The sequence below is a fragment of the Caulobacter sp. GW821-FHT09A05 genome (assembly GCF_059418465.1).
This window is the reverse complement of the sequence record NZ_JBWKPX010000051.1, coordinates 1-19,235: the sequence shown is the minus strand read 5'-3', so window position 1 is coordinate 19,235 and position 19,235 is coordinate 1. Positions and strand designations below refer to the sequence as shown.

The following is a 19,235-nucleotide window of genomic DNA, read 5'->3' as shown; positions in this document are numbered from 1 at the left end:
CAAGCCTCGCTTGAGAGAGTGAATCATGCCCAGTCCCGCACCGCTACGGACTTCTTCAACAGCCTGCTAGAGCCTTTCAGTCTCGCATGGAAGGCGTAAAAAGGCTCTAAATCAAACATTTAGAGCGCGGCAGGCGCCGAAGCCGCTCACGCTTTCGGCTGTCACGCCCTAGGTCGGCGAGCGGGTCACCTGCTCGGAGAGGCGCGGCTTCAGATAGTAGGTGCGGCGGAAGGTCAGGTTCTGGGGGATGATGAACTTGAACACCGAATTGTACTCGTAGCTGGCCTTGCTCATGATCACGCTCTGGCCGGCCGGCAGCACGCTGACGGGAATGTCGAGCACGGCGCCGGGCGCGGGGCAGTTCAGCGGCGCGTTCGATTGTTCGGACCACACGACCGTGTCCTTGCCGTTGGCGTCGGAGGCGATGCTGACCAGGCACAGCCGCAGGGTCGAGGTCGGGAACGGCGACATCAGCACGTCGCCAACGCTGAACAGGTCGGCGAGGCGGGCGTCGGTCAGCTTCGGGTCCCGGGCCACGACGTCGCCGATCGACGAGGTCAGGTGGCTCAGGCGCCGCTGGGCCATCATCGCCTCGGTCAACTCGGCCATGCCGAAATAGAAGACGATCAGCACCGGGGCGATCAGGGCGAATTCGACGGCCGAGACGCCGCGGCGATCGCGCCAGAATCGGGAAAGACGGCGGCTCATGTGCATTTGATCGCGACGGGGGTGTTGGAAAAGGGCTCGTTGGCGAACACCGCCGCGAACGTCACCTGGCGATCGCCGGACGTGCCGGCGACCGCCTCCTGCAGCAACGGCGTGATCAGGGGCCATTTGTAGTAGCCGCGCACGAGGACGATCGAGTTGGCGCCGCCGGGGTCGAAGCAGGTCTTGCCGGCCACCGGGGCCGGCAGGTCGTCGGTCTGCGCGAACGAGGGCAGGACGCGGACGTCGAGGACGATCGACGACGCGCAGGACGAGCCCAGCCAGGACATCTCGCCGCACACCGCGTCGCGGAACGTGACCGCGTCGCCGCCGCTGGCCTGCAGCGCCCCGGTGCGGATGGTGCGGTCGACGTTGTTCAGCGCGTTCTCCAGGCTCATCGACACCAGGAAGGTCAGGCCCAGCTCGATGATCGCGAACACCAGGATCAGGAAGGGGATGGCGACGAAGGCGAACTCGATCGCCGCCGCGCCGTCGTCGGCGCGGGCGAAGCGACGTAGCAGCCCCAGACGGGCCAGAAGTCGGCGATGGTGTCGGGCTCGATCGGCCATGGCGGCGTCCGGGTCAGCGCCTTTGAGGGAACGTCAGGCGAGGCAATCTAGGCCGCGCGTCCCTAATCAGGGGTTTAGGCCCGCGCGATCTCGCGGCGAACCGGCTCTAGGGGGTGGGCGGGGCGCCGGCGGCGGCGGCGGGCGCGGCGGTGGTGCTCAGCAGCGAGCAGCGATCGCCGCAGGCGTAGGTCGCGGCGTTGACGCCGCGCTGGACGACGACGGCCTGGGTCGGGACGCTGGAGACCACGACGTCGCGGTCGGCCAGGGCGCGGCCGCGAGCGTCGAAGGCCAGGATGGTGGTGGCGCCGACCTTCTTGCCCAGGATCACCAGGGTCCGCTCGTTGACGAGGCTGACATCGGCCACGGACGGGTCGCCCACCACGATGTCGCGCACGGGCGCGCCCAGGGTGATGCGCGCGGCGGCGCCGGCGCTGACCGAGAGCGGCGCGGACAGGCTGTCGGCGACGGCGACGGTGGCGACGGAGAGGCTCAGACCGGCGCAGAGGACGAGAGTCAGGCGGCGCATGAAGATGTCTTCCCAGGCTTTGTACGCGACCAGCATGCCTGGGAATGGTCAATAAAGAACTAAGCTGGATGCTCGTGTATTCTTTCTAGAGTTCGAGAAAACGTTGGCAGATAAGGGGTTTTTGCCCGTGGAGAAGCGCCATGGTTAAGAGCTAGTAATGATAAATCAAAATAAACCAATGAAAAAATTAGAGAAACTATCCGGTGTTTACTGGGCATTAAGTGAGGTCGGCGAAATTGATCGTGTTTTCGGGGGTGAGCAAGTCGACACGGCTTGAGAGCCCAGATCCACTTACTGACCAAGGAGATCTACATGTCGAAGTTTGTCACCCGCTTCCTGAAGGACGAATCCGGCGCGACCGCCATCGAGTACGGCCTGATCGTCGCCCTGATCGCCGTCGTGATCGCCACCATCGTGACCACCCTGGGCGGCACGCTGAAGACCACCTTCACGAACGCCAACACCAAGATCGCCGCCGGCAACGCCGCTTCCTAAGCGACGCTCCGACCATCGAAGACGAGGCCTCGGCGGAAACGCCGGGGCCTTTTCTTTGCGTCCTGACCTCAGTCCAGGCCGCGGCGCTTCGTTCGCGGCGCTGGCGGAAACCATTGCTTCATCGGATCGGGGCAAGATGTTTCGGATCGAACGAGTCAGGCCGCCATGCAGACCTTTCAATACGCCCTGCTGCTGATCTTCCCCGCGCTGACCGTGGTCGCCGCGCTGAAGGACGCCACCAGCTATACGATCCCCAACTGGATCTCCCTGGCGCTGATCGTCGCCTTCGCGCCGGTCGCCCTGGTCAGCGGCGCGTCCCTGGCGACCCTGGGCCTGTGCCTGGCTTCCGGCGCCGTCGCCCTGCTGGTCGGCATGGGCATGTTCGCGGCCGGCTGGATCGGCGGCGGCGACGCCAAGCTGTTCGCGGCGTCGGTCCTGTGGCTGGGCTGGCCCGCGGCCCTGCCGTTCATGCTGGTCACCGGCATGGCGGGCGGCGCCCTGACCCTGGGCCTTCTCAGCCTGCGCTCGGGCTGGTTCGAGCCGGTCCTGGCCGGCAGCCCGGCCTGGGTCCGCAAGCTCGGCGCCCCGGGCGGCGACATTCCCTACGGCGTGGCCATCGCGATCGGGGCCCTCGCGACCTTTCCGCAGGGCGCGCTGGCCCTGGCCGCCGGCGCCTAGAGCGCGTTGGGCGAAAGTGTGAGCGGTTTCGCCCGCTAAACAGGCTCTAGGATCGGGCGGCGCCCGCGTCAGCCTGTCGCGCCGCCGATCCCGCCTTTCGGACCGGCGCCTTTAGCCGCTGTTAACCATGGGCGGGCGAGCATGAGACGGGGGCCAGAAGGGCCGTTGGACGATTCGTGCGTGATCGCCTGAAGGCGGCCCGCCTTGACCCAGTTTTCGTCGCTAGAGCCCAGCCGCATGAATCCTCTTCGCGTCATGATCGTCCTGGTCGCCGCCGTCGCGGCCATCGGCCTGGCCGTGGTCATGCAGAAGGCGATGGGCGGCAAGCCCGCGCCGGCGCCGGTGGTCCAGACCTCCGCCCCGTCGACCAAGCCCATGACCCAGGTCCTGGTCGCCAAGCGCGACCTGGCCATCGGCGACCGCCTGGCCGCCGGCGACGTCGACTGGCAGCCCTGGCCGTCCGACGCCGTCAACGCCGCCTTCATCACCAATGGCGCGGCCGATCCCGTCCCGACCAAGGCGACCGCCAAGGCCGCCAAGGCGGTCGGGGACGCGGCCGGGACGATGATCGGCGGCGTCACCCCCGAAAAGGCCGTCGAGGGCGCGATCGTGCGCGACCCGATCCTGGCCGGCGAACCCATCACCGCCCGCAAGATCGTCCGCGGCGGCGAAGGCGGCTACCTGTCGGTGGTCCTGGGCCCCGGCAAGCGCGCCATGGCCGTGCCGGTCACCTCCGAGACCGCGGTCGGCGGCTTCATCCTGCCCGGCGACCGGGTCGACGTCATCCAGACCCGCGAGGCGCAGAGCGTCGGCGAGGGCGACGGGGCGGCGATCAAGCAGACCGTCGCCGAGACCATCGTCCAGAACGTCCGCGTCCTGGCCCTGGACCAGAGCACGGCGGCCGAGAAAGACGCCAAGACCATCGTCGCCTCCACCGCCACCCTCGAGGTCGGCCCGATCGAGGCCGAGGCCCTGACCCGGGCCAAGGCGGCCGGTCCGGTGACCCTGACCCTGCGCGCCTATACCGACCTGGGCGGCCCCTCGGGCCTCGCGGTCGCCTCGCAAGATTCCGCCGTCGTCCGCATCAACCGCGGCGGCCAGACCTCCAGCATCTCGGTTCGCCCATGATCCGCCGGCTCTCCTCCGCCTCGCTCGCGGCCGTCCTGGCCCTGGCGCCCTCGGCCGCCGCCCTGGCCGACGGCCCGGCGGCCGGCACCCATCTCTACCGGACGCCGGCCCGGGTCTCCCCGCGTTCCGTGGCGCCTCCGACGATGGCTCCGCCCGCCGACCAGGTTCTGCGGATCGACCTGACCGCCTCGGGCGCCCAGACCCTGAACCTGTCGCGCGGCAAGTCGGCCATCATCGAGCTGCCCGTCGACGTGCGCGACATGCTGGTGACCAACCCGGCCGTGGCCGACGCGGTGCTGCGCGGCCCGCGCCGCATCTATGTGCTGGGCATGGCCCTGGGCGCGACCGACGCGGTGTTCTTCGACGCCTCGGGCCGGAAGATCCTCAGCCTGGCCATCCGGGTCGAGCAGGACTCCACCGCCCTGGAGGACACCCTGCGGCGCGTGCTGCCCAACGCCAGCATCCAGGTGCAGGCGATCCGCGACAGCGTGATCCTGACGGGCGCGGTGGCCAACGCCGGCGAGGCGGGCATGGCGTCCCAGATCGCCAGCAAGTTCGTCGACAAGCCCGACAACGTGCTGAACATGCTGACCATCGCCGGCAAGGATCAGGTGATGCTCAAGGTCCGCATCGTCGAGGTCCAGCGCAACCTCATCAAGCAGCTTGGTGTCGATTCCAACGCCGTGCTGGGTCAACTCGGCGAGACCCAGTACAAGTTCGGCCTGACCCCCACCTACGGGGTGAATGGCGGCCTGTTGGGGGGCGGGATCGGTGGGTGGCTGCGCGACACGACCAAGCAGCCCCAGATGGTGGTGCCCTGCGCGGCCGGAATCACCGGCACCTGCTATCAGGTCGTTCACTCGACGGTCTTCGATTCCGTCGACGCCAACGGCAATCCAATCAAGGTCATCAACGGCAATACGGCCACCGTCAAGGACACGGCTGGCAGTCCCGGCCTGAACTCCGGCAAGGGTATGATCCAGGCCTTCGAACGGGCGGGCCTGGTGCGCACCCTGGCCGAACCCAACTTGACGGTGGTGTCGGGCGAAGCCGGCAAATTCCTGGTTGGCGGCGAGTTTCCGGTGCCGATCGCCCAGGATGCGACGGGCCGCATCTCGCTGGAGTTCAAGCCTTACGGCGTCGGCCTGGGCTATACGCCGGTGGTGCTGTCGGGCGGTCGCATCTCGCTGAAGCTGTCGACCGAGGTGTCGGAACTGACCAGCCTGGGGGCCTTCACCCTGGCCAGCAGCACTGGCGGCACCAATCTCAGCGTGCCTGGCCTGACGGTGCGGCGGGCGGAAACCACGGTCGAGCTGCCGTCGGGCGGGTCGCTGATGATCGCCGGCCTGCTGCAGCAGCAGACCAAGCAGAACATCGACGCCTTGCCCGGCATGACCAGCCTGCCGATCCTCGGCTCGCTGTTCCGCTCGCGCGACTATCTGAACGGCGAGACCGAACTGGTGGTGATCATCACCCCCTACATCGTCGACCCGACCAAGCCGCAGAACCTGCAGACGCCGGCCGACGGCCTGCAGACGGCGAGCGACATGGGCACGGTGCTGCTGGGCCGGCTCAACAAGGTGGTCAAGGCGCCGGTCGGCGCGAACAGCGGGCGCGCCTACCAGGGCCCCGTCGGCTATGTGATCGAGTGAGAACGCGGACATGACGCGACCCCATCCTTCCTCTTCGTTCCCGGCGGCCTCGAAATTGGCCGCCGCCGGCCTGGTCCTGGCGCTGCTGGCCGCCTGCGCAGGCCCCGCCGCCGGCCCCGAGACGGCCGTCGCGCCGCGCACCGCCTCCCAGAAGTGGGAAGACCGTGTGCATGTCGCTCCTCGTCCGGACGAGGTGCTGCTGGCGCTCCATGCCGAGGGGCTGTCGGCGGCGCAGACCCAGGCCCTGGACGAGCTGGTGGGCCGCTGGATGGCGGCCGAGGCGCGGGAGATCGTCGTCAACGCCCCCATCGGCGGGGCCGGCGGCGAGGTCGCCGGCCGCATGGCCGTGGCCGCCCGCCAACGCCTGATCGCCATGGGCGCGCCGGCCGCCAAGGTGCGGGTGACGGGCTATGACGCGGCCGGCGCGCCGGCCGCGCCGCTGAAGGTCGGCTTCCTGCGCTATACCGCCCAGATCCCGCAATGCGGCGGCTGGGAGAACCTCGCCGCCACCCGCGACAACACCGCCTACGAGAACTTCGGCTGCGCGGTGACCGCCAACATCGCCGCCCAGGTGGCCAATCCCGAAGACCTGCTGGGCCCGCGCGCCGAGGCGCCGATCGACTCCGGTCGCCGCGCGACCGTGCTCGACAAGTACCGCAAGGGCGAGGTCACTTCGTCGGCCAAGGATGAGCAGTCCGACGGCGCCATTTCGAAGGCGGTCAAGTGATGACCACGCGTAGCGATCACGACCCCTTCGACCTCGGCTTCGAAGCCGACGACGACTTCGCCGCGCCGGACGCGCCCCTGGGCGGCGACCCGTGGCGTGGCGCGCCGCCGGAGCGCTCGAGCGCCGACGACCCGTTCGCCGATTTCCCGCCCGTGCGTCCTCGCGAAACCGTCTCCGCGCCGTTCGCCGACCTGCCGCCGCCGGCCGAGCCGTACACGCCCCAGCCGCCGGTCGCGGCGGCCGCCGCCCCGGCGGTCGTCCTCGCGGCGGCCCAGGCCGCGCCGATCGAAGCGGCCGAGCCGGTTGAGCCCGTCGCCCATCCGGTCGGCTCGACCCAGGCCCTGGTGCAGGAAGTCCTCGCCGCCGCCGACGCCGACATGGGCGAGGCGGCCGTGCCCCGCATCACCATCCACGCCTTCTGCGCCCGGGCCGAGACCGTCGCCCTGGTCGAGGCCGCCTCGGCCGACCGCCGGATGGCCCGCGCCTCGACCATCGCCCAGCCCGGCGGGCTGGAAGGGGCCGTGGCCTACTACCAGAACCAGTCGACCCCCTCGCTGGTGCTGGTCGAGAGCCTGGACGCCGCGCCGCGCATGCTGGCCCTGCTGGACGGCCTGGCCCAGGTCTGCGACCCGGGGACCAAGGTCGTGGTCATCGGCCAGACGAACGACATCGCCCTCTATCGCGAGCTGATGCGGCGCGGGGTCAGCGAGTACATCACCCAGCCCCAGGGGCCGCTGCAGATCATCCGCGCGATCTCCAGCCTCTATGCCGACCCCTCCGCGCCGTTCGTCGGCCGGCAGATCGCGTTCGTCGGCGCCAAGGGCGGCGTCGGCTCCTCGACCCTGGCCCACAACTTCGCCTGGTCGATGGCCGAGCGCGTGCAGGCCGCCACGGTGATGGTCGATCTGGACCTGCCGTTCGGCACCGCCGGCCTCGACTTCAACCAGGACCCGCTGCAGGGCGTGCTCGATGCGCTGAGCCAGCCCGACCGCCTGGACCCGGTGCTGATGGACCGGATGATGGTGCGCTGCGGCGACCGCCTGTCGCTGTTCGCCGCGCCCGGCGCCCTGGACCACGACTACGAGATCCCGGCCGAGGCCTACGAGGAAGTCACCCAGAAGATCCGCGGCGCCGCGCCCTTCGTGGTGCTGGACCTGCCGCACAGCTGGAGCGCCTGGACCCGCCGGGTGCTGATCGCCAGCGACGACCTGGTGGTGGTGGCCACGCCCGACCTCGCCAGCCTGCGCAACGCCAAGAACATCGTCGACCTGGTCCGCCAGGCCCGCCCCAACGACGCCCCGCCGCGCCTGGTGCTGAACCAGGTGGGCGTGCCCGGCCGTCCCGAGATCCCGGTCAAGGACTTCGGCGAGGCCCTGGGCCTGACGCCGTCCCTGGTCCTGCCCTTCGATCCCAAGCCCTTCGGCCAGGCCGCCAACAACGGCCAGATGGTCGCCGAGGTGGCGCCCAAGTCGAAGGCGGCCGAGGGCATCGACCACCTGGCGCGCCTGATCAGCCGTCGCGAACCGCCGGCGGCCCAGAAGGCCTCGGTCCTCTCCAGCCTGTTCAAGAAGAAGTAGGGGCATGTTCGGCAAGCGCGACCAGGCCGCCGCCCTCCGTCCGGAACAGGCGCCGCCGCCCGTCTCGACCGGCGCGCCGGCCATCGCCACGCGCCCGCAGCGCGTCGAGCCCGCCGCCAACGAATCCGTCGCCCCCGCCGCCCCCGCCGCCCCGGCGGCGAGCCCGGCCAAGGCCGTCGGTCCCAAGGCCACCAACGGCCTGGAGCAGCTGCGCGCCGCCCAGGGCGCGCCGCCGACCGCCAACGTGGTCCGCGAGCAGAGCGACTATTACCACGCCACCAAGACCACGATCTTCAACGCCCTGCTCAACACCATCGACCTCAGCCAGCTGGCCCAGCTGGATCTGAAGGCGGCGGCCGAGGAGATCCGCGACATCGTCGCCGAGCTGGTGGCGATCAAGAACGTCTCGATGTCGGTCTCCGAGCAGGAGCACCTGGTCCAGGACATCATCAACGACGTCCTCGGCTACGGCCCGCTGGAGCCCCTGCTGGCCCGCGACGACATCGCCGACATCATGGTCAACGGCGCCCACCGGGTGTTCATCGAAGTCGGCGGCAAGGTCCAGCTGACCAATGTCCGCTTCCGCGACAACCTGCAGCTGATGAACATCTGCCAGCGGATCGTCAGTCAGGTCGGCCGCCGGGTCGACGAAAGCTCGCCGATCTGCGACGCCCGCCTGCCCGACGGCAGCCGCGTCAACGTCATCGCCCCGCCCCTGGCGCTGGACGGTCCCACCCTGACCATCCGGAAGTTCAAGAAGGACAAGCTGACGATGAAGAACCTGGTCGACTTCGCGTCGATCAGCCCGGAAGGGGCGCGGGTGCTGGGCGTGATCGGCGCCTGCCGCTGCAACATCGTCATCTCGGGCGGCACCGGCTCGGGCAAGACCACCCTGCTCAACACCATGACCGCCTTCATCGACCCTACCGAGCGGGTGGTGACCTGCGAGGACGCGGCCGAGCTGCAGCTGCAGCAGCCGCACGTGGTCCGCCTGGAAACCCGGCCCCCCAACCTGGAAGGCCAGGGGGCGGTGACCATGCGCGACCTGGTCAAGAACTGCCTGCGGATGCGTCCCGAGCGGATCATCGTCGGCGAAGTCCGCGGCCCGGAGGCGTTCGACCTGCTGCAGGCCATGAACACCGGCCACGACGGCTCGATGGGCACGCTGCACGCCAACAGCCCGCGCGAGGCCATCAGCCGGATCGAGAGCATGATCACCATGGGCGGCTACGGCCTGCCCTCGAAGACCATCAAGGAGATGATCGTCGGCTCGGTCGACGTCATCGTCCAGGCCGCGCGCCTGCGCGACGGCTCGCGGCGCATCACCCACATCACCGAGGTGGTGGGGCTGGAAGGCGACGTGATCGTCACCCAGGACCTGTTCGTTTACGAGATCAACGGCGAGGACGCCGAGGGCAAGGTGCTGGGCAAGCACCGCTCGACCGGCATCGGCCGCCCGCGCTTCTGGGACCGCGCCCGTTATTACGGCCTGGAGCGCGAGCTGGCCGAAGCCCTCGACGCGGCGGAGTAGACGATGCTGTTCATCCTCGTCGGAGTCCTGGGCTTCATCACCGTAGCGGGCCTGGGCTTCGTGCTGGCCGGCGGCGGCGACAGCGGCGCGTCCAAGACCGTCAAGCGCGCCCAGCTGATCGCCGGCGGCGACCGCCAGGCCGCGGTCGCCCGCGCCAGGGCCGCGGCCAACACCCCCGACGCCCGCCGCAAGCAGATCCTCAAGACCCTGAAGGAACAGGACCAGAGGAAGAAGAAGGCGTCGCTGACCATCGCCGCGCGCCTGCGCGCCGCGGGCCTGGGCGACAACACCCGGATGTTCTGGATCATCAGCGGCGTGGTCGGGCTGACGGCCGGCCTGGCGCTGCTGCTGCTGCGCCAGATGCCGATCATCGCCCTGGGCGCGGCCTTCGCCGCCGGCTTCGGCCTGCCTCGCTGGGTGGTGGGCATGATGGCCAAGGCCCGCACCAAGAAGTTCACGTCCGCCTTTTCCGACGCCATCGACATCATCGTGCGCGGCATCAAGTCGGGCCTGCCGGTCCACGACTGCCTGAAGATCATCGGCAAGGAGTGTCCCGAGCCGCTGGCCGGCGAGTTCCGCATGCTGACCGAGAACACCGGCATGGGCATGTCGATGGAGCAGGCGCTGGAGCGCATGTACGAGCGCATGCCCACCAACGAGCTGCGCTTCTTCACCATCGTCCTGACCATCCAGGCCAAGACCGGCGGCAACCTGGCCGAGGCGCTGGGCAACCTGTCGACCGTGCTGCGGGCCCGCAAGCTGATGGCCGAGAAGATCAAGGCGCTGTCGGCCGAAGCCGTCGCCTCGGCCGTCATCATCGGCAGCCTGCCGCCCGGCGTCATCGTGATGATCTCGATGACCGCGCCGACCTATATGGCGCCGATGTTCAGCGAGCAGCGCGGCCACTTCATGCTGATGATCGCCGGCTTCTGGATGAGCGTGGGCATCTTCGTGATGCGCAAGATGATCAACTTCAAGTTCTAGGGAGGGCGGTCATGAATCTGGTCGAGACGCTTACCGACCCCCAGACCCTGCTCAGCATCTTCATCGCCATCGTGGTGTTCGCCACCATCGTCACCCTGGCCTCGCCGATGATGAGCAGCAACGGCCTGGAGGGCCGGCTGAAGTCGGTGGCCAACCGCCGCGAGGAGCTGCGCCGCCGCTCGCGCGAGGCCCTGTCCCAGAAGGGCGGCGGCTCGCTGCGGCACGTCGACGAGGGCATGTACAAGAACGTCGTCGACCGCCTGCAGCTGTCCAGGCTGCTGGAGGATCCCAAGGTCGTCGACAAGCTGGCCCAGGCCGGCTTCCGCGGTCCCAAGCCGGTGTCGACCTTCTACTTCTTCCGCTTCGTGATGCCGTTCGTGTTCGCGGTGGTGACGGCGTTCTACCTCTATGTGGTCAACGGTTTCGGCCTGCTGCCGGTGCAGAAGATCGCCGCCTGCTTCTTCGCCCTGACGGCGGGCTACTACGCGCCCAACCTCTACATCTCCAACATCGCCCAGAAGCGCCGCGAGTCGATCGTCCAGGCCTTCCCGGACGCCCTGGACCTGATGCTGATCTGCGTCGAGAGCGGCATGTCGATCGAGGCGGCCATCGCCAAGGTCGGCGCCGAGGTCGGCTCGGCCTCGATGGAGCTGGCCGAGGAGCTCAGCCTGCTGACCGCCGAGCTCAGCTACCTGCCCGAGCGCCGCCTGGCCTATGAGGGCCTGGCCCGGCGGACCAACCATCCCGGCATCCGCTCGGTGGTCACCGCCATGATCCAGGCCGAACGCTACGGCACCCCGCTCGGCGCGGCCCTGCGGGTGATGGCCAAGGAGAACCGCGAACTGCGCCTGTCGGCCGCCGAAAAGAAGGCCGCCGCCCTGCCGGCCAAGCTGACCGTGCCGATGATCGTGTTCTTCCTGCCCGTGCTGTTCATCGTGATCATGGGTCCGGCGATCATCAAGATCCAGGACGTGATGAAGCACCGCTGAGTCGGCTGAGTGGAGCATCGCTCGGCGTCCAGCCGACTTCCGATCTTGATGTCACCAGAGCGCGATTGCCAACTACTGCTACCCTATGTAGAGCTTGGACTCTGTGGTGGCGATGACCTGGCGCCACGCTGAGTAGTGTGACCGGCGCCATGACTAAGAACACACCTCTCATTCTGGCGTTGTTCCTGGGTGGAGCGATTGTCTCGGGCTGCGGCGGCGGCGGCGGAGGCCCCGACACCGGCGGACCCGTCACACCACCGCCACCCCCTCCGGTGCAGCCTGGTCTCGGCGTGAACGACTGCGCCGCCAAGCCGCAGTCGCTGGCGTGCACCGCCGGCGCCCTGGTCTTGAGCGGGCCGTTCGCGATGTTCCGCTACGCGACCCGTCCCCTCGCCATGAACGGCACGGCCGGCGGAGACAGCGCCGCCGGGCCCGGCGTCGGGACGATCACCCAGAACGCCGGCAGCCCCGGCGTCGCGGGCGACGAGACCTACGACTGGAAGTTGACACTGGGGAGCCGCAACGAAACCTTCCCCACCGGACCGCAGCATACGGGCGCGACGCTGCCGCTTGGGATCCCCGCCCAGCGTTACTACTGCGTCACCGGCGCCCAGCCTTGCCCGCCCCACGACCTTTATCTGCTCTATCCGGCGACCACCGAGTCCGGGAGTCTCGACTATAGCCTGAGCTTCGTCTCACACACCCATGCCGAGCCGAACACGGACTATATTTTCGGCGTCTATGGGCGGGAGACAGGCGCCTTCAGTCCGGCCATGCAGACCGGCAGCGCGGTCTATGCGGGGCAGACCTTCGGCGAGGTCAACTATGCGCGAGACGGCGTCTACACGGTCAAGGGCCGCCTGTGGCTGAACGCCAATTTCGCCACGGGTGCGATCACCGGCGCGGCGACCGATTTCCAGGGCCACCTCGGTCACATCGACAGCACCTCGCCCCTGACGGCCCTGCCGGGAAAGCCCGACTTCGACTTCGCGGCTTCGCTGACGTCCACCACCGGCCACTTCACGGGCGTCGCCGCCAGCCGGGCAGGGGGCTTGGGCTGGACCGGGACGGTCATCGGGTCGTTCTTCGGCCTGGCCAACACCACCCCGGATGAGGTCGGCCTGAGCTACATCCTTAGTGGCGACGACGGTTCCATGATCGGCGCGGGCGTCGCGGGGGCCTCGCCCAGCGCGGCGGCTCCGCCGTCGGCCCCTGGACCCAATCCGATCACGCCACCGGCCCTCACCACGCCGGGCTGCGTCCAGTCCGCCTGTCTTGAGCGAACCGCCACCTTCTTCGGTCCATCGGCCCAGTTGAACCGGTCCAATGGCAATTCGGGTAGTAACCCGGACTATCCGGTCCCAAGCTACATTCGCGCGGCGGATATCCACAATGTTCAGAGCGGCGTGAGCGTCAAGATTGACCCGGGCGTGAACACGGCCGTCCCGACCGACACCTATACGATCACCTACGTCATTGATGGGGGACGGGAGAATTTTTCCCGGATCTTCCGCGTTCCGGCCGCGACGGCCGCGGACGGCTTCGGCGGGCAAGTCAAAACGGCGTCTGCGGACGACATCTTCCTCACCGGTACTTTGAGCGTCTATGACGTCTCGTCGACCCTGAGCCGCGCGCTCGACTTCGTCCAGATCGCCGCCGAGAGACATAGGGAGGTCGCGCAGCAGGAGGAGCGAAGCTTCATCGTTTTCGGCCGTCAGACCGCACCCGCCGACATGCCGACGACGGGGAGCGCTCAGTTTGCGGGGGCGACCCGGGGCGCCTACGTCAACGGCGACCGGCTATATGCGACCGCCAGCGACATCAGCCTCAACGCCAATTTCGCCACCGGCGCTGTATCCGGCCGCGCCTCAAACTTCCAGTTCCAGGAGTGGTTCACCGGCGCGCCGACGACAACCCCAGAGTCGCTGGACTTCCGCTATTCGGGCTCGATCGCCTCGGCGACGTCGACCTTTTCCGGCACGGCGACCAGCGAGACGGGCGGCCTGGGGCTGACGGGACGCGTCGAAGGCGCCTTCTTCGGCGCGACGGGGCAGGCGCCCGACGAGGCGGGCCTCACCTATCAACTCGGCACGCCGGAGAGCGGCGTATTCATGACGGGCGGCGCGGCGCTCGGACGCCAGCCTTGATCCCAGCCCGATGGGCGCCGTCCCTGCAGGTGTTCGGCGCGCTGCTGGCGCTTGGGATAGCGCGCAACGCCTCCGCCCAGGTCCAAGCCCAGGCCCAGCCGCCGCCCGCCGCCCAGAGTGGGCCTACCCCGCCCCGCGTCATCGAGGGTGATCAGGCCTTCGGCCTGGCCCTGCAGCTCTTCCTGCGCGCCGGCGAATATGACCATGCCCTCGACCTCCTGCTCAGCCGCCCCGACCTCGTGGCGCGGCCGGAAGGCCTGAGGCTGCGGGTTGAGCTCCTCGTTCGCCTGGGGCAGGACGAGGCGGCGCTGTCGGCGATCGAAACCTATCTCTCGGCCCATCCCGACGACGCCGTGGCGCGCTTTCAACTCGCCGAGATCCACTTCAAGCACCGCCACGACCAGGCGGCGACCCTGGCCTATCGCCTGGCGCTGGCCGGCGGGCTGGATCCGTTCAGGGCCGGCGTCACGCGAACGCGCCTCGAAGCCATCAACAGCCGAAAGAGCCTGCGGGTCTGGATCGGGGGCTCCATCGCGCCCGACTCGAACGTCAACGCCGGCACCGACGCGACCCATGTCGATCTCTACGGCCTGCCCTTTCAGCTGGACGACGCGGCGCGTCGGCGAGGCGGCGTCGGGGTGTCGGGCTACGGGGGCGTGGAGAAGAGCTTTCGCGTCTCGCCCACCCTGTTCGTGCGCGCCACCGGAATCTTCAGCTTCAACGCGCTGCCGGGCGACGACCTCGACAACCAGCAGCTCTCCTTGCGCCTGGGCCCGGAATGGCGGGTCGGCCGCGACGCCACCATCGCCGTGCAGGCCACGGCCAGCGAAAGCTGGTTCGGCGGCGCGCGGCTCGAACGGCGCGAAGGCCTGCTGGCCGAGGGCGACGCCTATGGCCACGATCGGCGCTGGAGGGCGATCCTGACCGCGGACAACATCCGCCAGAGCCTGAGCCCGACGCGTGACGGCCAGAGCTATGCCATCGACCTGTCCAGGACCCGGTACCTCTCGACCTCCACGCTGTGGCGCTTGAACGGCGGGGTCACCCGGCGCGATTCCCTGGCCGGGTCGGAGAGCTACTGGGAAGGTCAGGTCGGGGTGGGGCGGCTATTCCCGACGCCCTTGGCGAGCCTGCTGTATATCGAGGCCGGCTATGACGAACGCCGGTTTGACGCAGCCGCGGCCGCCTTCGGCCTGACCCGGCGCGACCAGGAAGTCAGGCTGGAAGCGCGGGTTTCGAAGCGCGATTTGCTCATCCTGGGCAGCCATCCCTATGTCTCGGCGAGGCTCTCGCGGAACCGTTCGAACATCGGACTCTACAGCTATGACCGCAGCCGCGTGGAGTTCGGTTTCACCCGCGCGTTCTGAAGCCTGGATGGACGGGCCGCGATGGAAGGCCTCGGGCGAAAGCCCTTAGCCCCCCGCCTTCACCGCGTCCCACGACCGGGAGGCGCTGGCCTGGCCGACGGCGGCGCGTAGCCAGGCCAGGTTGTTGTCGACCGATTCCGGCGGCAGGTCCTGGCGGGCCAGCCGCTCGGCCTCGTCGAGGCGGCCCTGCAGCCCGACCACCAGGGCCAGGTTCTGGCGCACCTGGATGGTGGCGGTGGGCAGGGCGGCGGCCTGGCGCAGCAGTTTCTCGGCGCCGGGCAGGTCGCCGGTCGAGGCCAGGTGCAGGGCGAGATTGGCCAGGGGGACGGCCTCGGCCGGGGCCAGGGCCACGGCCTGGCGGTGGGCCGCCAGGGCCTCGTCGTCGCGCTTGGCCTGCTCGTAGGCCACGCCCAGCAGCGACAGCGGCCGCCAGTCGCGCGGCTGCAGGGCGGCGGCCTTGCGGCCCGGCTCGATGGCGTAGAAGCCCTGGCCGCGCGCCACGTTGGCCCGGGCCGATTCCATCAGGGCGTCGTAGTTGTCGGGGACCACGATCAGGATGCGGGCGGCCGCGTCGGCGGCCTCGTCATAACGGCCCAGGGCGCGCAGGGCCTGGGACAGGCCGACGCCGGCCTCGACGTCGCGGCCGTCGCGCTCGGCCTCGGTCGACCAGAAGGCCATGCGGGTCAGCGGATCGGCGCGCCGCATCTCGGCCCGCTCGGCCGGCGTGGCCTTGCGCGGCGCCTCGGGCGCGGCGGCGGCCGCCGGGGCGGGCTTGTCGGCGGCGTGCGCCGACGCCGCCATCAGCAGGACGGGGGCGAGAACGGTTGCGAGGAGCGCGCGCTTGCGACACATGAAGAAGGATCTCCCGACGGTCCCGCATCCTCGCGCGTGGCCCTCAAGGAATCGTTAAGCATAATCTCCCCCGACCCATTGCAAGCTCAGGGCGCGTCCATGTCGGAACCGATCATCGCCTCCTCGTCCCGCTCGCCCGAGGACGGCGCGCCCACGCCCATCCACTGCCTGTACGAGTCCGAACTGGCCGCCTTCGTCGAGGCGCGGCCCAGCTTCGTGAAGGGCTTCGTGGCCCTGGAGGACTTCAAGGCCAAGGCCGGCCAGGTGCTGGTCCTGCCGACGCCGCAAGGGGCCGTGGACCGGGTGCTGCTGGGATTGGGGACGAAGGACAAGGCCGAGGCCATGCTGTTCCGCGCCCTGCCGGCCCGGCTGCCGGCCGGCGACTACCGCCTGGCCGCGGTTCCCGACGGCCTCGATCCGGGCCAGGTCGCCCTGGCCTTCGCCCTGGGCGCCTACCGGTTCGACCGCTATCGGCCCCGGACCGGCCCCCATGGCGGGGAGGGGCCGCGACGACTGGTCGCGGACGAAACCGTCGACCTGGACGAGGTCCACGCCGTCGCCCATGCCTGCGCCCTGGCCCGCGACATGGTCAACACCCCGGCCAACGACATGGGGCCGCTGCAGATCGAGACCATCGCCCGCGAGATCGCCGAGCGGCACGGCGCGACCCTGGACGTGATCGTCGGCGACGACCTGCTGGACCAGAACTATCCCGCCGTCCACGCCGTCGGCCGCGCCGCCGTCCCGTCCCGGGCGCCGCGCATGCTGGAGCTGACCTGGGGCGATCCGGCCCACCCCCGCGTCGCGATCATCGGAAAAGGCGTGGTGTTCGACACCGGCGGCCTGGACATCAAGCCCTCGTCCGGCATGCGGCTGATGAAGAAGGACATGGGCGGCGCGGCCCACGCCCTGGCCCTGGGGCGGATGGTGATGGCCGCCGGCCTGCCCGTGGCCCTCAGCGTGCTGGTCCCGGTGGTCGAGAACGCCATCGCCGGCGACGCCATGCGGCCGGGCGACGTGCTGGCCACCCGCGCCGGCCTGACGGTCGAGGTGGGCAACACCGACGCGGAAGGCCGGCTGATCCTGGCCGACGCCCTGACCCGCGCCGCCGAGCTGGAACCGGCCCTGACCATCGACCTGGCCACCCTGACCGGCGCGGCGCGGGTGGCCCTGGGGCCGCAGGTGATCCCGTTCTACACCCCCGACGACGACCTGGCCCTGGAGATCGAGGAAGGCGCGCGCGAGGCCTCCGACCCCGTTTGGCGCATGCCCTTGTGGGATGGATACAGGGAGGCGGTCGAGGGCGACATCGCCGACCTGAAGAACGACCCGGACGCCTGGGCCCAGGCCGGCTCGATCACCGCGGCCCTGTTCCTGCAGCGCTTCGCCCCGACCACCGGGTCGTGGGCGCACTTCGACATCTTCGCCTGGAATCCCAAGGCCCGGCCGGGCTTCGCCTCCGGCGGCGAGGCCCAGGTGATCCGGGGGCTGTATGGCATGCTGAAGTCGCGGTTCCCGAAGGCCTCGGCATGAGCGATCCGCGCCCGTACGACTCCAGGGTGACCCTGGCCCGTCCCGACCTGGCGGACCTCGACCTGCAGGGCCTGGTCGCCGCCGGGCGCTACGAAGCGCCGACCCTGCGCCAGGTCGCCGTCCCGACCGCGGCCCTGCGCAAGGCCGCCCACCCGATGGCCGAGCAGTGGGACCAGCTGCTGTTCGGCGAACTGTTCAAGGTGCTTGAGGCGAAGGACGGCTTCGCCTGGGGCCAGGCGACGCGCGACGGCTATGTCGGCTTCGTCGCCGAGGACGACCTGGCCGCCCCGGGCGCGCCGGCCACCCACCAGGTGGCGGTCCCGCGCACCTACGCCTTCGCCGAGCCCGACATCAAGTCACGGCCGGTAGGCCTCTATTCGCTGAACGCCCTGACCGCGATCGAGGCGACCGAGGGACGGTTTTCCAAGGGCGAGGGCACGGGCTGGTTCGTCGCCGCCCACCTGGCGCCGGTCGGCGTGGCTCTGACCGACTACGTGGCCGTGGCCGAGGGCTATCTGGGGGCGCCCTACCAGTGGGGCGGCCGCGAATCGCTGGGCCTGGACTGCTCGGGCCTGGCGCAGCAGGCCCTGGCGGCCTGCGGCCGGGCCGTCCCCCGCGACACCGACATGCAGCTGGCCTTCTTCGCCCCCATCGCCGAGGCCGAGCGCCGGCGCGGCGACCTGGTGTTCTGGAAGGGCCACGTGGCTCTGCTGCTGGACGCCGACACGATCCTGCACGCCAACGCCCATCACATGGCCGTGGCGGTCGAGCCCCTGGCCGAGGCGCTCGCCCGGATCGCCGCGGCCGGCGGCGGCGCGGTGACGGGGTGGCGGCGGCCGTAGATCCTTCTCCCCTTGCGGGAGAAGGTGGCCTCGCGGAGCGAGGTCGGATGAGGGGTTGAAGGTGGGATCAGCCGCGCGGCGGATAGGTCGGCGCGACCCCTCATCCGTCAGCTGCGCTGACACCTTCTCCCGCAAGGGGAGAAGGAAATCAGATCACTTCGGCCACTGGGCCAGCCAGTCGACGATCGACTGCGGCGTCATGTGGCGGGCGTCGGTCAGGGCGAAGAAGGCGCCGTCATTGACCAGCTTGCCCTTGGCGTCGACCACCAGGAAGCTGGGCACGCCTTTCAGCTTGTCGAGGCCGTAGCGGGCCGGGATCTGCATGTTCTTGTCGTAGCGGCCGACGTTCACGGTCACGACCTCGTAGTGCTTGTCGACCCAGGCCTTGACGTCGGGCTGCTCGATCACCCCGGCGAACACCCGGCAGTCGCCGCACCAGTTGCCGCCGAAATCGATCAGGGTCAGCTTGTGGGCCTTCTTGGCGCGCTTGAGGGCGGCGGCGACATCGGCCTCGGCGTCGGCCTTCTCGTCATAGGGGTAGGGCGGGGTCGGCAGGTCGGCCAGCGACTTCAGGGCCACGGTCGGGGCCTTGGCGGCGAAGGCGGATGCGGGCGCGGCGATCAGCAGGGCGGCGAGGGCGCCAAGAAGTCCAAGGCGGGCCAGCGGGCGAGACGTCATGGTCGAACGGTTCCGGTGAAGCGGTGCGGTTCGATACTCTACTCACGGAATGGGAAAAGACCGCAAGGCCAGCTTTGCTGCGGACGCTTCGACGCGGCCTGGGCGCCCGGATCGGAGGCGCCTGAACGGCAGGCAAAGAAAAAGGCCGCGAAGCGAACTTCGCGGCCTTTTGATCTTGGTCGGACCTTGAGGTCGATCAGGACTTGGCGGCGGCCGGGGCCGGGGTGGCCGGCGCGCCGGCGGCCGGAGCCGCGG

19 protein-coding genes are annotated in these 19,235 nt (G+C 69.7%); 13 read left to right on the top strand and 6 right to left on the bottom strand.

Annotation, left to right across the window (positions count from 1 at the left end; genetic code table 11):
- Positions 1-168: 168 nt before the first annotated feature.
- The 3 genes from AC07NX_RS25760 to AC07NX_RS25750 all read right to left on the bottom strand — a co-directional run bounded on the left by AC07NX_RS25760 (position 169) and on the right by AC07NX_RS25750 (position 1,800).
- Positions 169-708, bottom strand: a complete 540-nt coding sequence (locus AC07NX_RS25760) for a TadE/TadG family type IV pilus assembly protein (protein WP_494645922.1) — start codon at positions 706-708, stop codon at positions 169-171.
- Positions 705-1,274: a TadE/TadG family type IV pilus assembly protein gene (locus AC07NX_RS25755; RefSeq protein ID WP_494645920.1), complete on the bottom strand. Its 570-nt coding sequence runs from the start codon at positions 1,272-1,274 to the stop codon at positions 705-707. Before AC07NX_RS25755 ends, AC07NX_RS25760 begins: the two co-directional genes overlap by 4 nt.
- A 106-nt stretch (positions 1,275-1,380) precedes the next feature.
- Positions 1,381-1,800: a pilus assembly protein N-terminal domain-containing protein gene (locus tag AC07NX_RS25750; protein ID WP_494645918.1), complete on the bottom strand. Its 420-nt coding sequence runs from the start codon at positions 1,798-1,800 to the stop codon at positions 1,381-1,383.
- A gap of 312 nt (positions 1,801-2,112) precedes the next feature.
- Here AC07NX_RS25750 and AC07NX_RS25745 point away from each other — a divergent pair, with 312 nt between their 5' ends.
- The 11 genes from AC07NX_RS25745 to AC07NX_RS25695 all read left to right on the top strand — a co-directional run bounded on the left by AC07NX_RS25745 (position 2,113) and on the right by AC07NX_RS25695 (position 15,075).
- On the top strand, positions 2,113-2,295 hold the full coding sequence (locus tag AC07NX_RS25745; RefSeq protein WP_494645916.1) for a Flp family type IVb pilin: 183 nt from the start codon (positions 2,113-2,115) through the stop codon (positions 2,293-2,295).
- A 165-nt stretch (positions 2,296-2,460) separates the two neighbouring features.
- The gene (locus AC07NX_RS25740) at positions 2,461-2,973 is read left to right on the top strand and encodes an A24 family peptidase (protein ID WP_494645914.1); all 513 of its coding nucleotides are present in this window, start codon (positions 2,461-2,463) and stop codon (positions 2,971-2,973) included.
- A gap of 237 nt (positions 2,974-3,210) precedes the next feature.
- Positions 3,211-4,101, top strand: coding sequence for a Flp pilus assembly protein CpaB (gene cpaB / locus AC07NX_RS25735; RefSeq protein ID WP_035079527.1), 891 nt, complete (start codon positions 3,211-3,213; stop codon positions 4,099-4,101).
- Positions 4,098-5,753: a type II and III secretion system protein family protein gene (locus tag AC07NX_RS25730; protein ID WP_494645912.1), complete on the top strand. Its 1,656-nt coding sequence runs from the start codon at positions 4,098-4,100 to the stop codon at positions 5,751-5,753. The genes cpaB and AC07NX_RS25730 overlap by 4 nt, the downstream gene beginning before the upstream one ends.
- Before the next feature lie 10 nt (positions 5,754-5,763).
- Entirely contained in the window at positions 5,764-6,480 is a 717-nt protein-coding gene (locus AC07NX_RS25725) for a CpaD family pilus assembly protein (RefSeq protein WP_494645910.1), read from the top strand.
- Positions 6,480-8,057: a CpaE/TadZ family protein gene (locus AC07NX_RS25720; protein WP_494645908.1), complete on the top strand. Its 1,578-nt coding sequence runs from the start codon at positions 6,480-6,482 to the stop codon at positions 8,055-8,057. The genes AC07NX_RS25725 and AC07NX_RS25720 overlap by 1 nt, the downstream gene beginning before the upstream one ends.
- Before the next feature lie 4 nt (positions 8,058-8,061).
- The gene (locus AC07NX_RS25715; protein ID WP_494645906.1) at positions 8,062-9,588 is read left to right on the top strand and encodes a TadA family conjugal transfer-associated ATPase; all 1,527 of its coding nucleotides are present in this window, start codon (positions 8,062-8,064) and stop codon (positions 9,586-9,588) included.
- Positions 9,589-9,591: 3 nt separating this feature from the next.
- Positions 9,592-10,572 carry a type II secretion system F family protein gene (locus AC07NX_RS25710; RefSeq protein WP_494645904.1) on the top strand — a complete coding sequence of 327 codons (981 nt, stop codon included), beginning with the start codon at positions 9,592-9,594 and terminating at the stop codon, positions 10,570-10,572.
- 11 nt (positions 10,573-10,583) lie between these two features.
- Positions 10,584-11,561, top strand: coding sequence for a type II secretion system F family protein (locus tag AC07NX_RS25705; RefSeq protein ID WP_494645902.1), 978 nt, complete (start codon positions 10,584-10,586; stop codon positions 11,559-11,561).
- 149 nt (positions 11,562-11,710) lie between these two features.
- The gene (locus AC07NX_RS25700; protein ID WP_494645900.1) at positions 11,711-13,708 is read left to right on the top strand and encodes a HupA family protein; all 1,998 of its coding nucleotides are present in this window, start codon (positions 11,711-11,713) and stop codon (positions 13,706-13,708) included.
- A complete protein-coding gene (locus tag AC07NX_RS25695; protein WP_494645898.1) occupies positions 13,705-15,075 on the top strand; it encodes a surface lipoprotein assembly modifier in 1,371 nt (456 codons plus the stop codon). Before AC07NX_RS25700 ends, AC07NX_RS25695 begins: the two co-directional genes overlap by 4 nt.
- A 45-nt stretch (positions 15,076-15,120) precedes the next feature.
- Here AC07NX_RS25695 and AC07NX_RS25690 read toward each other — a convergent pair whose 3' ends face one another.
- Positions 15,121-15,927 (bottom strand): tetratricopeptide repeat protein, encoded by an 807-nt coding sequence (locus AC07NX_RS25690; protein ID WP_494645896.1) that lies wholly within the window; start codon positions 15,925-15,927, stop codon positions 15,121-15,123.
- A gap of 99 nt (positions 15,928-16,026) precedes the next feature.
- Between AC07NX_RS25690 and AC07NX_RS25685 the strand changes: the two genes are divergently transcribed.
- Positions 16,027-17,460, top strand: coding sequence for a leucyl aminopeptidase family protein (locus AC07NX_RS25685; protein ID WP_494645894.1), 1,434 nt, complete (start codon positions 16,027-16,029; stop codon positions 17,458-17,460).
- A complete protein-coding gene (locus AC07NX_RS25680) occupies positions 17,457-18,302 on the top strand; it encodes a C40 family peptidase (protein ID WP_494645892.1) in 846 nt (281 codons plus the stop codon). The genes AC07NX_RS25685 and AC07NX_RS25680 overlap by 4 nt, the downstream gene beginning before the upstream one ends.
- Positions 18,303-18,455: 153 nt before the next feature.
- Here AC07NX_RS25680 and AC07NX_RS25675 read toward each other — a convergent pair whose 3' ends face one another.
- Both AC07NX_RS25675 and AC07NX_RS25670 read right to left on the bottom strand, forming a co-directional pair.
- Complete coding sequence (locus tag AC07NX_RS25675; RefSeq protein WP_145686608.1) at positions 18,456-18,980, bottom strand: thioredoxin family protein; 525 nt, start codon at positions 18,978-18,980, stop codon at positions 18,456-18,458.
- A gap of 38 nt (positions 18,981-19,018) precedes the next feature.
- The coding region (locus AC07NX_RS25670; RefSeq protein ID WP_494645889.1) for a hypothetical protein at positions 19,019-19,235 on the bottom strand (217 nt) is incomplete at its 5' end.